Origin of the sequence: Enterococcus sp. AZ048 (assembly GCF_051715125.1) — a bacterium.
Taxonomy (GTDB): Bacteria; Bacillota; Bacilli; order Lactobacillales; family Enterococcaceae; genus Enterococcus_A; species Enterococcus_A gilvus.
Genome location: NZ_JBIOTD010000001.1, coordinates 376,388 through 395,473 on the forward strand (window position 1 = coordinate 376,388; position 19,086 = coordinate 395,473).

Genomic DNA, 19,086 nt, shown 5'->3' on the forward strand with positions numbered 1-19,086 from the left:
AGGTGGCTTTATGTTACTGTGTGATTCGAAAAATTTTAATAGTGTCATTCGCTATAATATCAGTGAAAACGACCGTAAACATTTGTTTTTAGCAGCGAATACGCTAGATCCCAAGTGGACTTCTGATATTTCAGAAGCAGAGGTAGGACAGGTATACAATAATACTTTTTATACTGGTGCTGGAACGAATACAGATATCATCAGTCGGCAAAGTCCAGGTCAGCTTAGAATGAAGAATAATATTTTCTACAATGAAGGAGGAAATGCCACTCCACATTGGCAAGTAGGCCAATTAGAAAAAGGGGAAGAAGATAGGCAGGAACATCCGGCTACAGTGCAATTCGATAGTAATGTTTATTATGGCTACACTAATCTTCCAAGCAATGAAAAAAATCCAATAATTGTGAAAAGTCCAGATATTGAATACGATGGGGCATTCAATGCAACAGGACCGGAAAAAGATCATGAACGGGCAGTAGAAGTAGAAGAAATAATTGAAGGAAATATTTTGGAAGCTCCTGGAACTGGCGGAATTGGATTAGATTCTGTCGGTGGCTACCAATTGAGTGAACACTCTCCTGCGATTAATGCTGGTACCACAATTGAAGATAATGGTGGACGCGATTATTTTGGAAACCCGTTAATTGACGGTAAGGTTGATATTGGTGCCCATGAATATTCAGGCCAACTCCCGCCACCAATTAGCAGCACAACAGAGCCAACAACATCAAGTACAGAATCGAGCAGCTCGACGAAACCGACAACATCAAGTACAGAATCAAGCAGCTCGACGAAACCGACAACATCAAGTACAGAATCGAGCAGCTCGACAAAACCGACAACATCAAGCACAGAATCGAGCAGCTCGACGAAACCGACAACATCAAGTACAGAATCAAGCAGCTCGACGAAACCGACAACATCAAGTACAGAATCGAGCAGCTCGACAAAACCGACAACATCAAGTACAGAATCGAGCAGCTCGACAAAACCGACAACATCAAGTACAGAATCAAGCAGCTCGACGAAACCGACAACATCAAGTACAGAATCGAGCAGTTCGACAAAACCGACAACATCAAGTACAGAATCAAGCAGTTCGACAAAACCGACAACATCAAGTACAGAATCGAGCAGCTCGACGAAGCCGACTACATCAAGTACAGAATCAAGCAGCTCGACGAAACCGACAACATCAAGTACAGAATCGAGCAGCTCGACGAAGCCGACAACATCAAGTACAGAATCGAGCAGCTCGACGAAGCCGACTACATCAAGTACAGAATCAAGCAGCTCGACGAAACCGACAACATCAAGTACAGAATCGAGCAGCTCGACGAAGCCGACTACATCAAGTACAGAATCAAGCAGCTCGACAAAACCGACAACATCAAGTACAGAATCAAGCAGTTCGACAAAACCGACAACATCAAGTACAGAATCGAGCAGCTCGACGAAGCCGACTACATCAAGTACAGAATCAAGCAGCTCGACGAAACCGACAACATCAAGTACAGAATCGAGCAGCTCGACGAAGCCGACTACATCAAGTACAGAATCGAGCAGCTCGACGAAGCCGACTACATCAAGTACAGAATCAAGCAGCTCGACGAAACCGACAACATCAAGTACAGAATCGAGCAGCTCGACGAAGCCGACTACATCAAGTACAGAATCAAGCAGCTCGACAAAACCGACAACATCAAGTACAGAATCAAGCAGCTCGACGAAACCGACAACATCAAGTACAGAATCAAGCAGCTCGACGAAACCGACAACATCAAGTACAGAATCGAGCAGCTCGACAAAACCGACAACATCAAGTACAGAATCAAGCAGCTCGACAAAGCCGACAACATCAAGTACAGAATCGAGCAGTTCGACAAAACCGACAACATCAAGTACAGAATCGAGCAGCTCGACAAAGCCGACAACATCAAGCACAGAATCGAGCAGCTCGACAAAACCGACAACATCAAGTACAGAATCAAGCAGCTCGACGAAACCAACAACATCAAGTACAGAATCGAGCAGCTCGACGAAACCGACAACATCAAATACAGAATCAAGCAGCTCGACAAAGCCGACTACATCAAGTACAGAATCAAGCAGCTCGACAAAGCCAACAACATCAAGTACAGAATCGAGCAGCTCGACGAAACCGACAACATCAAGTACAGAATCAAGTAGCTCAATAGAGACAAGTTCAAGTGGTGGTGCAAAAGAAAGTAGTTCATCAAAAAAATCTTCCGATCTTAAAGAAGACAGCACCTCTCCGAGTAATACGAAAAAAAATATTGGTTCAGGAGCTTCAAATACACCAAAAGGTAGTGGCGGAAATAAATCTGAAAGTGTAATTGTTCGCAAGTATTCTGTCAATCAATCCTCAGAATCATCGAAAAAAATATTACCTAAAACAGGAAGTTCAAGTAGTCAACTTCTCATATTTGTTGGGGTATTGTTAATTATTGGAAGTTTTATATTAATCAAACAAACAAATGCAATTCGCAAATAGAAAGTAAAGAAAAGAGGTGCAAAATGGAAAATCAAAAGATCCCTCGTTGGTTTTCAGAATTAAGCGAGGAAGAAATTAGATTTGTAAAGAAATTTTTACTTGCCTCGGGCTCAATTAAGGAATTAGCTGGAATCTATTCTACAAGCTACCCTACAATTCGTAAAAAATTAGACAAGCTGATACAAAAAATTCAAGTAAACGAAAGAAAAGACAATGATATGGTAGTAAAATTGATTAATCAGCTTGAAGAGGAAGGAAAAATCGATCAGGATATTGCCAAAACGGTTGTTTTAGAATACAGTAAAACACTTAATTGCTTACTTATAGATTAATACAAATCAAGTTTTATCTTAAAACTTTGCGTTGAGAATGGGCAAAAAGGAAAATATTGGATTGATATTAATAGCAGGTTGTTCTTTGTTACTAAGATGAGAAACAAATGAATCATTTATTTTTACAACGAATAGTTTAGAGGTAATAGACATCTCTATAGAAGAGAACCTTCCAAATGCTATCACAAAATTCTTACTGATGAAAAATAGTGATATATGAACCAAAGGAAAGGTGGGTGTTGCTTTCTGCAAGTCCAACAGAGATGGATAGAACACCCAGAAATTTCATTGTTAAGCTTAAAGAAAAGATCATGAAATAAGCCAAAAAAAAAAGAAAATATCTAATCCATCCAAAAAGTTGAATACAGCAGAATAAGTTGTGCAAGAACCGCGAAATTGAAACGTGGGCTTCTTGCACAGCTTTTTCTTGCTAGAATTCTAGAAAGCTGCAATTTGGTATGGGGACAAATAACGTATTTTTTTTGTTTGTTTAAGGGCGTTTAAACCAATGAAGAAAGAAAAGTACTTTTAAGGAGGAATCGTCAATTTTTTCTAATAAAAGATTTTTCTAACATAAATCTTAGTCTAATTTTCAAAAAATCGAGGATCAAAAATGAAAGTGCACTTTTATATGAAAATGAAAGTTTGTTTTATTTGGAATTGATTAGAAAGAAAAAATGGTCGAAGATTATCTGCATATTATATGTTTCCTTTATCATTAAATGTTTTTGTGATATAAGTCCATAGTGAAAACGCTTAAAGAGTATTGGTATAATCGTTTTTATTTTTTTAAAAGTAGAAATACTATATAAGAAATGTAGTTATTGTGAAATAAAGAACTATTAATTTTGACCGATTACTGATGAAAAGTTTAGTGATTATAAGCAGCTTTGAAAGCCGTAGCCTGCCTTATAAATAAAATCAATTAGAAACTTTCTAACTTTTATTATAATTCAAAGAATTGTCAAGTGTTAAAGTTGTAAACGTTATCAATCGCTTATAAACTAAGGGTGTAAGTTACGAAAGCGCAAACAGCAACTCAGCTTTTCGTTTTGCTTGAGTGGAAAAAATAACAAATCGGTTTGCGCAATAACAAGTATGGAGGAGAATCGTTATGAGTTCAAAAGTTCTTGACCAATTTCTAGAAACGAACTTGGAAGATCTAAAAGCAAAAGGATTGTTCAACACTATTGATGTTTTGGAGGGAAGCAATGGTCCAATCATTACTGTCAATGACCAAAAAATGATCAACCTGGCTTCTAACAACTATCTAGGATTTGCTACTCGACCTGAAATGATCGAAGCAGACGTAGAAGCAACAAAACATTACGGAGCAGGGGCAGGCGCTGTTCGAACAATCAATGGAACTTTAGACATTCACCAAAAATTAGAAGAAAAAATCGCTGAATTTAAAGGAACGGAAGCAGCGATCGCGTTCCAATCTGGTTTCAACTGTAACATGGGTGCCATTTCAGCAGTAATGAAAAAAGGGGATGCGATTTTATCAGATGAATTGAATCATGCCTCTATTATTGATGGGTGTCGTTTATCTGGTGCGAAGATCATTCGTGTAAATCACCAAGACATGGAAGATTTAGAAGCGAAAGCAAAGGCTGCGACAGAAAGTGGCGAATACAACAAGGTGATGTATATTACTGACGGTGTCTTCTCAATGGACGGCGACGTAGCAAAAATTCCTGAAATCGTAGAAATTTGCGAAAAATACAATGTCATTACTTATGTGGACGATGCACATGGTACAGGTGTTATGGGTCATGGTCACGGAACAGTAAAACATTTTGATATGCAAGATCATATCGATTTCCAAATGGGAACATTATCAAAAGGGATCGGTGTTGTCGGCGGATATGTGGCTGGTACAAAACAATTGATCACTTGGCTGAAATCGCAAGCACGCCCATTCTTATTCTCTACATCTTTAACGCCTGGCGCTGCTGGTGCTTGTATCAAAGCAATTGATTTAATCGAAGAACATCCAGAATATGTGGATACATTGTGGGAAAATGCCAATTACTTTAAAGACGAATTGAAACGAATCGGTTACGATATCGGTCAATCAGAAACACCAATTACTCCAGTAATCGTCGGTGATGAAAAATTAGCACAAGAGTTCTCTAAGAAATTATTAGAAAACGGTGTTTATGTAAAACCTATCGTATTCCCAACGGTGCCATTAGGAACAGGCCGTGTACGGAACATGCCGAATGCAGGACATACGAAAGAAATGCTAGACGATGCTATCAAAGTATATGAAAAAGTCGGTAAAGAATTAGGAATCATCAAAGAAACAGTCAAATAAAAACCAACTATACGAGAGACAGAGAGGAAGAGACATTCATGAAAAAAGTATTGATCACAGGCGCATTAGGACAAATCGGTTCAGAATTAACAGAAAGATTACGCAACGATCTAGGTGTCAAAAATGTTATCTCAACAGATATTCGTACTGTTGAAGGCAGCCCAGTTGTTGAAAATGGTCAATTTGAAGAATTAGATGTAACGAACTATGACAGCTTCTTAGATATCGCTAAACGTTATGAAGTGGATACGATCATCCATTTAGCAGCATTATTATCTGCAACTGCTGAAAAACGTCCAGCATTTGCATGGAATTTGAACATGACAGGATTAATGAATGCATTAGAAGTTGCACGTGAAATCGGACCGAAAACAAAATTCTTCGCACCATCTTCCATTGCAGCCTATGGTCCAGACTGCGAACCAGACAACACACCGCAAGATACAGTGATGCACCCTACAACCATGTATGGAGTGACAAAAGTTGCAGGTGAATTATTAGAAAATTACTACCATGATAAGTATGATGTGGACAGCCGTTCGGTTCGTTTCCCAGGCCTGATCTCATACAAAGTGGAACCTGGCGGTGGTACAACAGATTACGCGGTAGATATTTATTATGAAGCATTGAAAAACAAATCATACACGTCCTTCATCGACAAAGGGACTTATATGGATATGATGTACATGGATGACGCGATCGAAGGAATCGTGAAATTGATGAACGCGGATGCAGATCGCTTGGAACACCGCAATTCATTCAACATTACGGCAATGGCATTTGAACCTGAACAAATTGCAGCGTCAATTCGTCGTCGTATTCCTGACTTTGAAATGAAGTATGATGTAGATCCAGTTCGTCAAGGAATCGCTAATTCTTGGCCAAATTCGATCGATGATAGTGATGCTCGTAAAGAATGGGATTTCAGTCCTAATTTTGACTTAGATAAAATGACAGATGAAATGTTAGAACGTTTATCAGCAAAATTTAAGGCTGAAGGTGTAGAAACAAAGATTTCTTTTGATAAAGTCAATTCATAAAATGGCAAGGATTTCTTAATAGAACATGAGGGGGAAATAAGAAAAAAGGAAATGTTTAAAATAACGTTTCCCTTTTTCTTTCTCCATGTTAAAATAATGTCCGAACAAATAAAGAAAGTTATTGAACCCTTGGTATATCGCAATTTTTTGTCTTATTTCTATTGTCTAATAACTTTTACTATTTGTTTTGGATGTCAAGTTAAGAAGTGAACAAACAGTCGCTTTGAATTTTAAGGAGGAAAATTTATGGCAGTCGACCAAACAGAAGTCGTTGGTTCGCCAAAAGGTGAATTGAAACGAACGATGACGTTCTTCCCGGCACTCTCGACAGTAATGGGTACTGTAATCGGTGCAGGGGTATTCTTTAAAGCAGCCAGTGTTGCTGCAGTGACAGGCTCCACCAGCTTACACATGTTGTCTTGGTTCTTAGGTGGTTTGATCAGTGTCTGTGCCGGATTGACGGGTGCGGAATTAGCTGCAGCAATCCCAGAAACAGGCGGGATGTTGCGTTATATCGAACGCGCGTATGGAGAATTCTGGAGTTTCTTATTAGGCTGGGCGCAAGTAATTATTTATTTCCCGGCAAATGTAGCCGCTTTGGCAATCATTTTTTCAACACAGTTTATCAACTTGTTCGGTATGAGCCCTTCATTATTAGTGCCGATCGCGATCGTTGCTGCGACTTCGATCATGCTGATCAACTTCTTGGGATCAAAAGCCGGCGGGATGTTCCAATCAATCACGTTAGTTTGTAAGCTTGTTCCTTTGGCATTGATCGTTATTTTCGGATTGATGCGTCAGGGTGATGTAACGGTGAGCTTGTTCCCAGTCACTGCGGGTCCTGCTGTTGGTGGGTTTGCTCCAGCTTTAGGTGCAGGTCTATTAGCTACAATGTTCGCTTATGATGGCTGGATTCATGTTGGGAATATCGCTGGAGAATTAAAAAAACCAGCACGTGACCTTCCTCGTGCCATTGCTGGCGGAATCTTAGGGATCATGGTCGTTTATCTATTGGTTCAGTTTGCTTTCCTACGTACGATGAATATTTCTGACTTAGCTGGAAATGACAATGCAGCGATGCAAGTAGCCAACACGATTTTTGGCGGCATGGGCGGTAAGTTAGTAACGATCGGTATTTTGATCTCTGTTTACGGGACGATCAACGGCTACACCATGACTGGTATGCGTTTACCGTATACAATGGGTCTTGAAAAACAATTGCCATTCTCTGATAAATTAGTGAAGCTGAATAAAAACCAAGTTCCTTACATTGCAGGGATTTTGGAATTAGTAATCGCTATCGGTATGATGATGATCGGCGGCTTCGATATGCTGACAGATATGTTAGTATTCGTAATCTGGATCTTCTACACGCTCGTATTTATCGCGGTTATCAAATTGAGAAAAACAGAACCAGATTTGGTTCGTCCTTACAAAGTGCCGCTTTACCCAATCATTCCAATTGTTGCGATCATTGGTGGACTCTTCATCTTAGTAATGACGTTGATCAACCAATTCCAATTAGCGATGATCGGTATTTTGATCACAGCATTGGGTATTCCTTTCTATATGTACTTGAAGAAAAAATACAAATAGTAAACGATAAAAAGCACGCTCCCATCATCGGAGCGTGTTTTTTAAACGTCTTCTTTGGTTGTTTCATAATAGGTCAAAAATAATTCATGCAGCGCAGGGTGCGTTCTCTTCAGATGGACTAGACGATTGGTTTCATAAGACATAAAGCAATGCTGACTTGTGCCTGTAGTGACCAATTTTTCACCATTGTAGACGCGGTATTCGAAATCTAGGCGCGTGCCAGTGTATTTCGTAACGATTGGCTGGATCAAAATTTGATCCCCAAAGCGAACCATTTCTTTATACTCGCAGCTGACACCTAATACAGGGATCATGATGCCATCAGCCTCGATTTTCTCAAAGGGACACTCCATAAAGGTCAGAGCATCCACGCGGGCTTCTTCAAACCAGCGGATGTAATTTGAGTGATGAATGATGCCCATCTTATCTGTCTCGTAGTAGAAGGGCTTACGAAGGTAGCCGGGATATTTTTCCATTAGGTTATTTCCTTTCAACGGCGTATTTTTTCATGTAGTGAGGCAGGGCTTCACTGATTGCAGTGGGAAGAACAACATAGTTTTTTTCAGCTAATGCATCGCCAATCAGACTATGAAGATAAACAGCTGCACCGATCGTATCGGTATTTTTTTCAAATTGTGCTAAAAATCCAGTGATCATACCAGCCAGAGTGTCTCCCATACCGCCAGTAGCCATGCCAGGGTTCCCAAGCGGATTCTGATAATAAGCGACCGCTTCGTCATAGATGGTCGTTCGATGACTTTTCAAAACGATTCGCGCACCTAACAAGGCTTGCTGGGCACGATTATTCTCGTCTGTCTGCTGTACAAACGTTAGTCCGCTCAGCCGTTCCCATTCGGCTTGATGAGGAGTGAAGATGGTGTGGTCAGCAACCTTTAGTTCGAGTTCTTGCTCGCTGAATAGAGTAATAGCGGACCCGTCAATTACTAGCCACTGGTCTTCTTTTTGATTTTTTAAGACATATTTTAAAAGCATTAGTGCTTCCTTGGCTAATCCAAGACCTGGTCCGATCAAGATGACATCTGCGGTACCTAGGACATCATAGATCGTCTGTGATTCACTGAGATCAACGACCATTGCTTCAGGTAAACGCGTGTGCAACGGTGCGTGATTTTTTTCTGCAGTGATGACTGTTGTGAGACCAGCACCACTCTTGATACAAGCCTCGGCACTCATAATGATCGCGCCGCCATATTGGTGATCGCCGCCAATCAATACGGCCCGTCCAAACGTTCCTTTATGAGAAATTTCCGGTCGTTTCGTGATGACTTTATGTAAAATGTTTTCGCTCAATTGAACCATCGAGCCACCTGCCTTCGTTGAATGATTAGTTTCAGTAGGAAGAGTAAAACAAAACTCGCTATGGGTATCATTATAAGGGAAAAAGGAGAAATTTTCCTAGCATTTCTTAAAGAGTTTTCATTTTTATTCTATTGAATAGAATGCTATCATTAGAGTGGTTTAAATTAAAGAATGTCCATTCAACTTTGCCCGTTTTTCTTTACGCTTTGGCGTATTTAAAAAAAGATGACCGGCATTCGAATGGCACTAATTTTTCCTGAAAAATTAATTCTTTAAAACGAATAAGGAGGAATCTTTCAATGACAATCGATTTTAAGAAAGAGGTCGAAGCACGCAAAGACGATCTATTAGCAGATCTATTCACTTTATTGCGTATCAAAAGTGAACGTGAAGACGACAAAGTAACAAAAGAAGCACCATTCGGACCTGGACCGGTGGAAGCATTGGAAAAAATGCTGGAGATCGCAGAACGCGATGGCTTCACAACAAAAAATGTCGACAACTATGCCGGCCACTTTGATTATGGTGATGGCGATGAAACTTTAGGAATCTTCGGTCACTTAGACGTGGTACCTGCTGGCGACGGTTGGGATTCAGATCCTTACGAACCAGAAATTCGCGATGGTAAATTGTATGCCCGCGGTTCAAGCGATGATAAAGGCCCATCAGTTGCGGCTTACTATGCAGTAAAAATCATCAAAGAATTAGGCTTGCCAATCTCTAAAAAAATCCGTTTTGTCTTTGGTACGGACGAAGAAAGCGGCTGGGGAGATATGGATTACTACTTCGAACATGAAGAAAAACCTGACTTTGGCTTCTCACCAGATGCGTATTTCCCAATCATCAATGGTGAAAAAGGGAATGTAACGATGATCCCTCACTTTGATGGCACAAACGGCACATCTTATGTGTTAGTGAACTTCGAAGCAGGTCTTCGTGAAAACATGGTTCCCGGCAATGCAATGGCAGAAGTGAAAGTTGCCGATGCAGACGCTGCTGAAAAATTAGCGAAAGACTTTGCAGATTATGTAGAAAACAACCCAGTTAGCGGAAAAGCTGAAGTAACTGGTTCAACAGTCACGCTTCATTTAGACGGAAAAGCAGCGCATGGTGCTTCTCCTCAATTAGGAACAAATGCTGGTACTTTCTTAGCAGTCTTCTTGAACAACTATGATTTCGAAAAAGGGGCAAAAGCCTTCATCGAAAACAGCGCAAACTATATCCATGAAGATGTATATGGTAAAAAACTAGGCGTTGATTTCAACAATGAAAAAATGGGCGAATTAACCATGAATGCTGGGATCTTCAGCTTCAAAGATGGTCAAGACAACGACAACCATATTACATTGAACTTCCGTTACCCTAAAGGTACGACGAATGACGAAATCAAAGCAAAATTAGAAGAATTATTCGGTTCAGACGTGAAAGTGACAGAAGGCGCGCACCACATGCTGCCTCATTATGTCCCAGCGGATGATCCATTGGTAGCTACTTTGCTAGATACGTTTGAAGAACATACAGGTATCAAAGGGGAAGAAAAAGTTATCGGCGGCGGAACATTCGGTCGTTTACTAGAACGTGGTGTTGCTTACGGCGCTCAATTCCCAGGTTTCGAAGATACAATGCACCAAGCAAATGAGTACATGTCAGTTGAAGACATTTTGAATTCTGCAGTCATTTATGCAGATGCCATCTATCGTTTGGTAAAATAGATTTTTAGAAAAGCCGCTTGCAATGAAAAATTGTAAGTGGCTTTTTTGTATGCCGCCTCTTGATTGGCAGAATAGCCGCAGGTATTGTATGATTTTTGAGAGGGATTCATTCATGAAGAGAAGGAGTGTAAAAATGACACGAAGACCATTAATTATTAGTACTGATCCTGGGATCGATGATGCAGTAGCGATTGCACTGGCGTTATTTAGCGACGAGTTGGAGATCAAATTGATTTGTCCGATTTTCGGAAATGTCAGTCTGGCACATACAAAAGCCAATACAGAGAAATTACTGACCTTATATAAGAAAGCACCGAAAGTTGTAGTAGGGAGTGATCGGCCGCTTTTAAGAGAAGCGATCGATGCTAGTGAGATCCATGGCGAATCTGGCATGGACGGCTATAACTTTCCGCCTGCTACTGTTTTTGCAGACGATTCTCTTACCGCAGTGGCGGCGATGCATGAGGTCGTCCGGCAAGAGGAAAAAACGACGTTAGTGGGTATTGGCCCATTGACAGATATCGCGTTGTTCCTTCATCTTTATCCGGAAGACTTAGCGAAGATCGACCGCATCGTCATCATGGGTGGCAGTTTGGGTCGTGGAAATTATGGCGTTTTGTCAGAATTTAACTTTGCAGCAGACCCTGAAGCGGCCAAAATCGTCTTCAATAGCGGTGTGCCCATCCAAGTTGCGCCGCTGGAAGTAGGCGATCAAGCAAAAATTTTACCGGAGATCACAAATAAGGTGAGAAGCTTCGGGGAGATTGGGGAAATGGTTTACCAGTTATTTACGAAATACCGTAGCGGCAGTTACCAAGAGGGGCTAAATATGTATGATGCTCTTGCCATCGCTTTGATTGTAAGACCAGACATGTTTGAACTTACTTCTACAAGGGTTGAGATCGAGACTGTACCATCATTGACGTATGGCGCGTCAGTTATCGATCTGGAAGGGTATCTCCAGTTGCCAGCCAATGCAGAAGTTGCGGTAAGTGTAGAGCCAAAGCAGTTTGAGGAGTGGTTTGTCGATACTTTTGCAAAAATAAAGGAATCTTCGTCGCGTTAAGCAGATAATTGTCAATTTCTGAAAATATCACGTAGGGTTGTATTTAGGAAGTGAAGATGCCAGTTCCATATTCTAACTTTTTCTGACTGCCAGTTCACGCTGTGAAAGTGGAAAATCATTGGAATGATTGACGGCATAAAAATCGAAGGAAATTTTCGTAGGAAAATTAAATCTAACGTGTGAAAGAGGAGAGACGATGAACGAACCGAACTTGATCGACCCAAGAAGAATGTTTCATGAGAATCCATTTAAGAAACAAGACCAAGATACTCCTGCACTGCAAGACGATATGGCACCTAAACCAGACTGTGGCGAAGACAGCTACGTCGGAAGCAAGAAATTAGAAAATCGACGCGTATTGATCACCGGAGGGGACTCTGGGATTGGACGTGCGGCTGCGATCGCCTATGCGCGAGAAGGCGCTGATGTTGCGATCCATTATTTCCCTGGAGAAGATAAAGACGCGAAAGAAGTGGCTGAATATATTGAAAAAGCTGGGAGAAAATCCCTGTTGCTGCCGTATGATCTGCGTGAAGATCATGCACCAAAAGAAATGGTAGAAAAAACGGTGGCAGCATTCGGCGGTCTAGATACACTTGTATTAAATGCCGCGCAACAAATTTCACGAGAATCTATTGAAGAATTGCCTGTTCAGCAAGTGGAGGATACGTTCAAAGTAAACATTGTCTCAATGTTTGCGATCGTGCAAGAAGCCTTGCCACATTTACCAGCAGGAAGCAGCATCCTTACAACAACCTCTGTTCAAGCATTCAATCCAAGTGATCATTTGATGGATTATGCGTCAACCAAAGCAGCAATCGCGAATTTCACGGTCAGTTTAGCCAGTCAGCTAGCGAAAAAAGGCATTCGGGTAAACGGTGTGGCTCCTGGCCCGATCTGGACGCCGTTGCAGTTGGACCACGGACAACCAAAAGAAGCCTTGCCTGAATTTGGTCAAGACTCATTATTAGAGCGTGCGGGACAGCCTGCAGAATTAGCGCCAGTGTACGTTTTCCTAGCATCAAATGATGCCAGCTACGTTACCTCTCAAATTTATGGAGTGACCGGCGGGGAACCAATCAATCTTTAGAAGAAAGCAAAAGCGTATGCCAGGATTACGGCATACGCTTTTTTAGTCATTGATGATACGATCGATACTTAAAACAGCCCCTGTTTTAGCATCTGCTTTGAATTCGTAAGCGACTAACTGATCATCCTCGGATCGAGTGATCCCACCTGAAAGAACATCCATCGTAATCGCAAATTTTTGAAGATGCTCCGTATCGAAAGAGATCCAAGAACCTTCGATCGGTCCTTCTTTTAAAAAGTCTGCCTTGATTTGGTCTAAGATTTTATCCGGAGACATTTTTTGATTTTTTTTGTAATAGTGATTTGCGGCAATTCCAGCAGCTAGGCCAATGGATGACCCTACCGCGAGACCTTGCGCGAATTTTTTTGCTTTTTCCATGGTACAGTGTAACCTCCTTGCTTTCTCGTGATAGATCATGAAATTTCTATGTCTATGTTAGGATCAGACATCCTTAATCCCTGTCTGTTCTTTGTCTACGCTCTATTCTACCATTGTTGCAAAGCAAATTGAAAAATATATGCCATTCTTACAGACAAAATAATCGAAAGGCTGAGTGAGAGGGCTGTAAAACTATCCGACCATCGAAAGGCTATCTTGAAGTAAGCTTCTTTCTCAAAAAGAATGAAACGTGTATAATTGGAGGTAGTAAAAGAAAAGGTCGTGACGAAATGATTATCCCTAAAAGTATCGAAGAACTAGCTGGTTATGCAGAAAAAGGGAAGAATGTTTTCTTCTTTACTGCGGATTGGTGCGGCGATTGTAATTTTATCAAACCACAAATGCCGGAGATCGAATCCATGTTTCCACAATTTCAATTTATTCAAGTGGATCGGGACGAGTACATTGATGTGGCAGCCGAGTGGAGTATCTTTGGGATTCCTAGTTTTGTCGTAGTCAATGACGGAGAAGAATTGGGTCGATTGGTCAATAAAAATCGTAAAACAAAGGATGAAATCGCTGGCTTCTTGCAACGAGTGGAAGGGTAGGAGATTGTTATGTTCACACAATCATATCAAAATATTTTAGTTGGGATCGATGGCAGCGATCAAGCCACAGAGGCTTTCAAAAAAGCGTTGGCCGTTGCTAAACGAAACCAAGGAACGGTCTATGTAGCGAATGTGATCGATCATCAAATCTATACATTTATGAGCTATTCGCCTTTAAATGAGAATATTATGGATCAATTGGCTGCGGATGCAAAAGAATTGATCAATCAATGTAAAGCAATCGGCAAGGACTTTGGTTACACGAAGATCGAAGGGATCATTGCATATGGTTCAGCCAAAGAAGCGATGGCTAAAACATTGCCGGAAAAATACAACATTGATTTAGTGATGGTTGGGCAATCGGGGTTGAATGCTGTAGAACGCTTCATGACCGGCAGTGTAGCCAGCTACGTGATCAAAGAAGCCTCTTGCGATGTCTTGATCGTTCATCCAAGTGCCGAATAAAAGCTGGTCTGACCAGCTTTTTATTTGGAGAAAAAGAATCGAACGCCTATGAGAGGAACGTGACAGTCTCAAATTTCTCAACAAATATGTTCTAATTTTTGCTTTTGTGTTTCTAAAGCTAGTTCACAACTTTAGAAATGAAAAAACTCTCATGCAAAAGTCCCACTAGATTTGTTAAGATACGAGAGGACTATGACTGGAGGTATAAACGTGATTTTTGCGTATAATAAAGAAAATGTTGGCGACACATTAATGGTGATCGTCAAAAATGACGAAAATAAAGAAAACCTTGCGGAGCGTAAAGAGAATGTCGCACGCATCCAAACAAAAGAAGGAACAACCGTTGCTTGGAATTTTTTCAATGTTTCAGACTACTTAACGATCCATGGAAATGGTCAAGTGGCGCTAACAGAAAAAGACATTGACGTGTTGAATGAGCAATTGAAGCGTGCCGGCTTTGAAGAGCGCTTAGCAGCAGACCTTTCTCCGAAATTTGTGGTGGGCTATGTGAAGACTTGCGTGGACCATCCAGATTCAGACCATCTGCATATCACAGAAACAGAGGTCGATGGCGGTGAAACATTGCAGATCGTTTGCGGTGCTTCAAATATTGAAGCGGGACAAAAAGTTGTTGTCGCAAAACCAGGCGCGATGATGCCAGACGGGCAAATGATTTGGCCAGGGAACCTACGCGGCGTAGACAGCTTTGGGATGATTTGTTCAGCCAAAGAATTACACCTGCCAAACGCACCTGAGAAAAAAGGCATTCTCGTTTTAGCCGACGATGCTAAAACAGGTGAACTGTTCGAAGTAGGAAAATAAAAAACAAATCAAGGAATGATCTTGATTTGCTTGCAGTTAAAACCACTCTTTTGAGTGGTTTTTTTATTTGAGAAATGCTAGGAATGATCGATCGTCGCTAAACGTTCATTGATTGTTTTTACCACGTGCAAGGCCTCTTCGTACAAGGCGATATCTGCTTGGGTAGTCAAAGGAATACAGGATTGCACAGCTGTTAAGATGCCGTCTTTTTCCTGCTGCCCTTTTTTTGTTAAGACGAGACAATTGCTTCGTTTGTCTGCGGTCTCTTGGCGGGTAATCCAACCATTTTTTTCCAAACGCTTCAGTACTGGAGTCAGTGTGTTACTTTTTAAGGAAAGCGCCTGAGCAATTTCTGTCAGGGTCTGTTGATCTTTTTCCCATAGAACCAACAAGACAATGTATTGTGTATAGGTCAGTTCATAAGGAGCCAATGCTTTTGCATACACCTTATTAAACAAGCGATGGGAATCGTACACTGAAAAACATAATTGATTCACTAGCTGAGCATTTCCGTTACCATAGTCTTCCATAATCCTCCTCCAATCAAGGGTGCTGCATTTTTGAATCGCGCGCGACACTCTAAGTATACGGATATTTGTAGAAACTTCAACTGGGAGAATAAACGAAGAAATCGCTGAGCAAATCGCAAACGCCTTTCCTTCAGGGATGGTATACTAATTTATATCGCGCGCGATGTAAAAGCGTGAACAGATGAGGGAGGAAAAGAGAATGGATTATGATGTAGTATTTCTCGGTTCAGGTCATGCGGCTTGGCATGCGGCACTGGCGCTTGTTCAAGGAGGAAAAAAGGTGGCACTGATCGAAAAGGATGTTACTGGCGGGACGTGTACAAATTATGGCTGCGATGCCAAGATTTTACTGGATGCGCCTTTTCAGCTGATCGAGCAGCTTTCTGAATATAAGGAAAAAGGAATTGACGAATTACCAGAAATTCGTTGGGACCATTTGATGGCTCACAAGCATCAAGTGATCGATCAATTGGCGCCTTCTATGGAAGCCTTATTTGCGCAGGCCTCTATTGAATTGATTCGAGGAAGCGGAAAAATTATTGATGAGCATACGGTACAAGTCAATGAAACGACTTACTCTGCTGATTTTATCGTCATAGGGACAGGTCAACGGCCTGCAGTTTTGCCGATACCGGGCAATGAGTACATTCATGACAGTAGAGAATTCTTGGATATCGAAACGATGCCTCAACGAATAACCTTCATCGGTTCAGGAATCATTGCGATGGAATTTATTTCAATGGCAGCCTTCATGGGACGTGAGGTCCATGTTATTGAATTCGCGGACAATGCCTTAAATATGTTCCATCAAAAATATGTACAAAAATTAGTGGATAAGTTAATCGCTGCGGGTGTTCACTTCCATTTCGGCGAAGCGGTCTCCGAAGTGAATAAAAAGGGGAGCAGTTATGAAGTATTCACGAAAAGTGGTTTGAAGGTGGAAACAGATTACGTTCTTGGAGCAACCGGTCGGGTCGCAAATGTGGAAAACATCGGATTAGAAGCGGTGGGTATCCAAACAGATCGTGGCGGGATCATCGTTGACGATCATTTACGCACCGCAGTGCCCAGCATTTTTGCTAGTGGCGATGTTGTTTCAAAAACCATTCCTAAACTAACCCCTACTGCGATATTTGAATCAAATTATATTGCTACGCAGATTTTAGGGGTGAACGATCAGCCGATCCATTACCCTGTGGTTCCATCTGTGGTGTACACGATGCCTCGGATAGCAGAAGTCGGTATCACTGTCAGTGACGCGAAGGACCAACCGGAGACCTACACGATAGTCGAAGTACCTTATGGGGCTCGCTTATCTTTTGAATTTAAAAACGAAGTATCCGCTGAAGCAACGTTTATTTTTAATGATGAAAAACAGCTAGTAGGCGCAAGTATTTACGGCAATGAAAGCGAAGAATTGATCAATTTATTACCATTAGTTATCAATAAAAAACTCACTGCGATGGACCTAGGACAACAAATTTTTGCTTTTCCTGGTGCTACTAGCGGATTTTTAGATTTATTGCGTATGTCTTTTCCTAAATAAATCTATCAGTAGACAAAGGGTTGGAATGCCGCCCTTTGTTTTTTTGCGTCTGAAGCATCAAAAAAGCCAAACCTAGTGGATACTAAGTTTGGCTGCAAATTGAAATCGATTTTCTAGTTGTTGCCTTGCTGGTTTTTCGCCGTTTTTAATGAATTTGAATCAATACTTAATTTGACAGAGGTAGTCTCCTTCTTATCCTTACGGTAGAAAGTGATCTTCACCGTGTCGCCAACTTTGTGTTTGTACAATTCAGATTGCAGTTCGACACCGGAAGAGACTTCTTTGTCATCGATTTTAGTGATTACATCATATTTCTTCAAGCCCGCTTGGTCCGCTGGAGTAGATGATTGAACCTCATTGACTACGACCCCTTGAGTGACTGAGCTAGGAACTTTGACGATTTCGCTAATCTGTTCAGTAGAAAGATCCGAAAGGCTGACCATCGTGATTCCTAATGCTGGACGAACGACTTTGCCGCCTTGTTCCAATTGGTTGATGACATTCACGACATCGTTACTTGGAATCGCAAAACCGATTCCTTCCACGCTGACATTTGATTGCGTTTGAACGATCTTGCTGGAGTTGATCCCAACTACTTGTCCAGCCATATTGACTAACGGACCGCCGGAATTCCCTGGATTGATCGCTGCATCTGTTTGGATCGCATTGATGTTGACGGTTTGGCCCTCATCGTTTTGATTGACCACTTGACGATTCAAGGAAGAAATAATCCCTGAAGTGACAGAGTTTGCATATTGTGACCCTAAAGGAGAGCCGAGCGCGATAGCGGGTTCGCCAACTTTTAAGGCACTTGAATCCCCAAAGGCAGCAGGCTTGATATCTGCTACTTTGTCAGACTCTACTTTTAAGACCGCTAAATCCGTATAAGCATCGGTTCCGACCAAACTTGCTTTAACCTTTGCCCCATCTTTTAACAGAACTTCAAGGCCGTCTTGTTTTTCGACAACGTGATTATTGGTGACGATATAGGCCGTATTGCCTTCTACTTTGTAGATAACACCGGAACCTTCAGAAGCCTCTTCAAGCTGTCCGTCACTTCCTTCTGATTGTTTCTGATCATTTCCATTGCCGAAAATATCAGAGAAGCCGCCTAAGCCGCCCTGTGATTGCTGTTTTTGCAGATTGATGACGGAAACGACTGCACCTTGGACCTTTTCAGCGGCTTCTGTGATATTGGAATTCACATCCACCTTCATGTTGCTTACTTTGGTATTGCCAGCACTTGGAGAACCGCTGTTCGTTTGATTCGTTGGAGAAAGCAGCGAACCATTCGCCACATAAAAAATTCCAATTGTTAAAACGGCTCCTAAAATCCCGCCTATTAAACCCGTCCCAAAACGTCTAAAAAAACCAGGAGACCTTTTGGGAGTTGGGGTAATATCTCTTCTTACCATATTTTTCTCCACCTCTTCTGTGATTTACGTTATATTGAGTATAGTATTTTTCTGTAAGTTAAGTCTACTACACCGATTTGACTTTTTTATGAAAAAGGTTCGTAGGAAAATGTAGATAAATGATAAAAAAACTTGTTTTCCACACGAATAGTGGAAAACTAAGGAAAAAGTTTGTTAATTCTTTGAAGAATCTTATCCACAGAAATGTGGATAAAGTGGATAACTCGGTGGAAAACGTGTGTTTGCATCCTAAATACCCTAAAAATAGGCTGAAATAGTGGAAAATCTGGGGATAAACCTGTGATTAGTGTGCATAACTTCGTGGAAAAGT

Annotated in this window: 18 protein-coding genes; 12 read left to right on the top strand and 6 right to left on the bottom strand. The window is 41.3% G+C overall.

The window, feature by feature from the left end:
- Positions 1-624: 624 nt before the first annotated feature.
- Positions 625-2,379 (bottom strand): hypothetical protein, encoded by a 1,755-nt coding sequence (locus IGI66_RS02000; protein WP_438849299.1) that lies wholly within the window; start codon positions 2,377-2,379, stop codon positions 625-627.
- On the opposite strand from IGI66_RS02000, the gene IGI66_RS02005 reads away from it, so the two are divergent.
- From IGI66_RS02005 to IGI66_RS02025, 5 genes are all read left to right on the top strand, one after another.
- Positions 2,357-2,515, top strand: coding sequence for an LPXTG cell wall anchor domain-containing protein (locus IGI66_RS02005; protein ID WP_438849271.1), 159 nt, complete (start codon positions 2,357-2,359; stop codon positions 2,513-2,515). The two genes, IGI66_RS02000 and IGI66_RS02005, sit on opposite strands and share 23 nt — an antisense overlap.
- Before the next feature lie 23 nt (positions 2,516-2,538).
- On the top strand, positions 2,539-2,847 hold the full coding sequence (locus IGI66_RS02010; RefSeq protein WP_114523801.1) for a DUF2089 family protein: 309 nt from the start codon (positions 2,539-2,541) through the stop codon (positions 2,845-2,847).
- A 1,114-nt stretch (positions 2,848-3,961) separates the two neighbouring features.
- On the top strand, positions 3,962-5,167 hold the full coding sequence (locus tag IGI66_RS02015) for a glycine C-acetyltransferase (protein ID WP_010781959.1): 1,206 nt from the start codon (positions 3,962-3,964) through the stop codon (positions 5,165-5,167).
- Between the two features lie 38 nt (positions 5,168-5,205).
- On the top strand, positions 5,206-6,207 hold the full coding sequence (locus IGI66_RS02020) for an NAD-dependent epimerase/dehydratase family protein (protein WP_010781958.1): 1,002 nt from the start codon (positions 5,206-5,208) through the stop codon (positions 6,205-6,207).
- A gap of 246 nt (positions 6,208-6,453) precedes the next feature.
- Positions 6,454-7,803 carry an APC family permease gene (locus IGI66_RS02025; protein WP_086306031.1) on the top strand — a complete coding sequence of 450 codons (1,350 nt, stop codon included), beginning with the start codon at positions 6,454-6,456 and terminating at the stop codon, positions 7,801-7,803.
- A 41-nt stretch (positions 7,804-7,844) separates the two neighbouring features.
- Here IGI66_RS02025 and IGI66_RS02030 read toward each other — a convergent pair whose 3' ends face one another.
- Positions 7,845-8,279 carry an acyl-CoA thioesterase gene (locus IGI66_RS02030; protein ID WP_086306032.1) on the bottom strand — a complete coding sequence of 145 codons (435 nt, stop codon included), beginning with the start codon at positions 8,277-8,279 and terminating at the stop codon, positions 7,845-7,847.
- A 4-nt stretch (positions 8,280-8,283) separates the two neighbouring features.
- On the bottom strand, positions 8,284-9,123 hold the full coding sequence (locus IGI66_RS02035; protein ID WP_438847279.1) for an NAD(P)H-hydrate dehydratase: 840 nt from the start codon (positions 9,121-9,123) through the stop codon (positions 8,284-8,286).
- A gap of 299 nt (positions 9,124-9,422) precedes the next feature.
- Between IGI66_RS02035 and pepV the strand changes: the two genes are divergently transcribed.
- The 3 genes from pepV to IGI66_RS02050 all read left to right on the top strand — a co-directional run bounded on the left by pepV (position 9,423) and on the right by IGI66_RS02050 (position 12,991).
- Positions 9,423-10,835, top strand: a complete 1,413-nt coding sequence (pepV, locus tag IGI66_RS02040; RefSeq protein ID WP_438847281.1) for a dipeptidase PepV — start codon at positions 9,423-9,425, stop codon at positions 10,833-10,835.
- 133 nt (positions 10,836-10,968) lie between these two features.
- Positions 10,969-11,901, top strand: a complete 933-nt coding sequence (locus IGI66_RS02045) for a nucleoside hydrolase (protein WP_438847283.1) — start codon at positions 10,969-10,971, stop codon at positions 11,899-11,901.
- Between the two features lie 196 nt (positions 11,902-12,097).
- Positions 12,098-12,991 carry an SDR family oxidoreductase gene (locus tag IGI66_RS02050; RefSeq protein ID WP_086306035.1) on the top strand — a complete coding sequence of 298 codons (894 nt, stop codon included), beginning with the start codon at positions 12,098-12,100 and terminating at the stop codon, positions 12,989-12,991.
- Between the two features lie 42 nt (positions 12,992-13,033).
- On the opposite strand, the gene IGI66_RS02055 is transcribed toward IGI66_RS02050, so the two are convergent.
- Positions 13,034-13,369 carry a hypothetical protein gene (locus IGI66_RS02055; RefSeq protein ID WP_010781951.1) on the bottom strand — a complete coding sequence of 112 codons (336 nt, stop codon included), beginning with the start codon at positions 13,367-13,369 and terminating at the stop codon, positions 13,034-13,036.
- Positions 13,370-13,659: 290 nt separating this feature from the next.
- Between IGI66_RS02055 and IGI66_RS02060 the strand changes: the two genes are divergently transcribed.
- From IGI66_RS02060 to ytpR, 3 genes are all read left to right on the top strand, one after another.
- Entirely contained in the window at positions 13,660-13,977 is a 318-nt protein-coding gene (locus IGI66_RS02060; protein WP_010781950.1) for a thioredoxin family protein, read from the top strand.
- 9 nt (positions 13,978-13,986) lie between these two features.
- Complete coding sequence (locus IGI66_RS02065; RefSeq protein ID WP_010781949.1) at positions 13,987-14,442, top strand: universal stress protein; 456 nt, start codon at positions 13,987-13,989, stop codon at positions 14,440-14,442.
- A gap of 210 nt (positions 14,443-14,652) precedes the next feature.
- Positions 14,653-15,264 (top strand): YtpR family tRNA-binding protein, encoded by a 612-nt coding sequence (ytpR, locus tag IGI66_RS02070; RefSeq protein ID WP_438847286.1) that lies wholly within the window; start codon positions 14,653-14,655, stop codon positions 15,262-15,264.
- 77 nt (positions 15,265-15,341) lie between these two features.
- Here ytpR and IGI66_RS02075 read toward each other — a convergent pair whose 3' ends face one another.
- Positions 15,342-15,794, bottom strand: a complete 453-nt coding sequence (locus IGI66_RS02075; protein WP_114523810.1) for a MarR family winged helix-turn-helix transcriptional regulator — start codon at positions 15,792-15,794, stop codon at positions 15,342-15,344.
- A 199-nt stretch (positions 15,795-15,993) separates the two neighbouring features.
- Between IGI66_RS02075 and IGI66_RS02080 the strand changes: the two genes are divergently transcribed.
- On the top strand, positions 15,994-17,340 hold the full coding sequence (locus IGI66_RS02080; protein WP_438847288.1) for a dihydrolipoyl dehydrogenase family protein: 1,347 nt from the start codon (positions 15,994-15,996) through the stop codon (positions 17,338-17,340).
- A gap of 113 nt (positions 17,341-17,453) precedes the next feature.
- On the opposite strand, the gene IGI66_RS02085 is transcribed toward IGI66_RS02080, so the two are convergent.
- Positions 17,454-18,755 carry a S1C family serine protease gene (locus IGI66_RS02085; RefSeq protein ID WP_316406295.1) on the bottom strand — a complete coding sequence of 434 codons (1,302 nt, stop codon included), beginning with the start codon at positions 18,753-18,755 and terminating at the stop codon, positions 17,454-17,456.
- Positions 18,756-19,086: the final 331 nt, after the last annotated feature.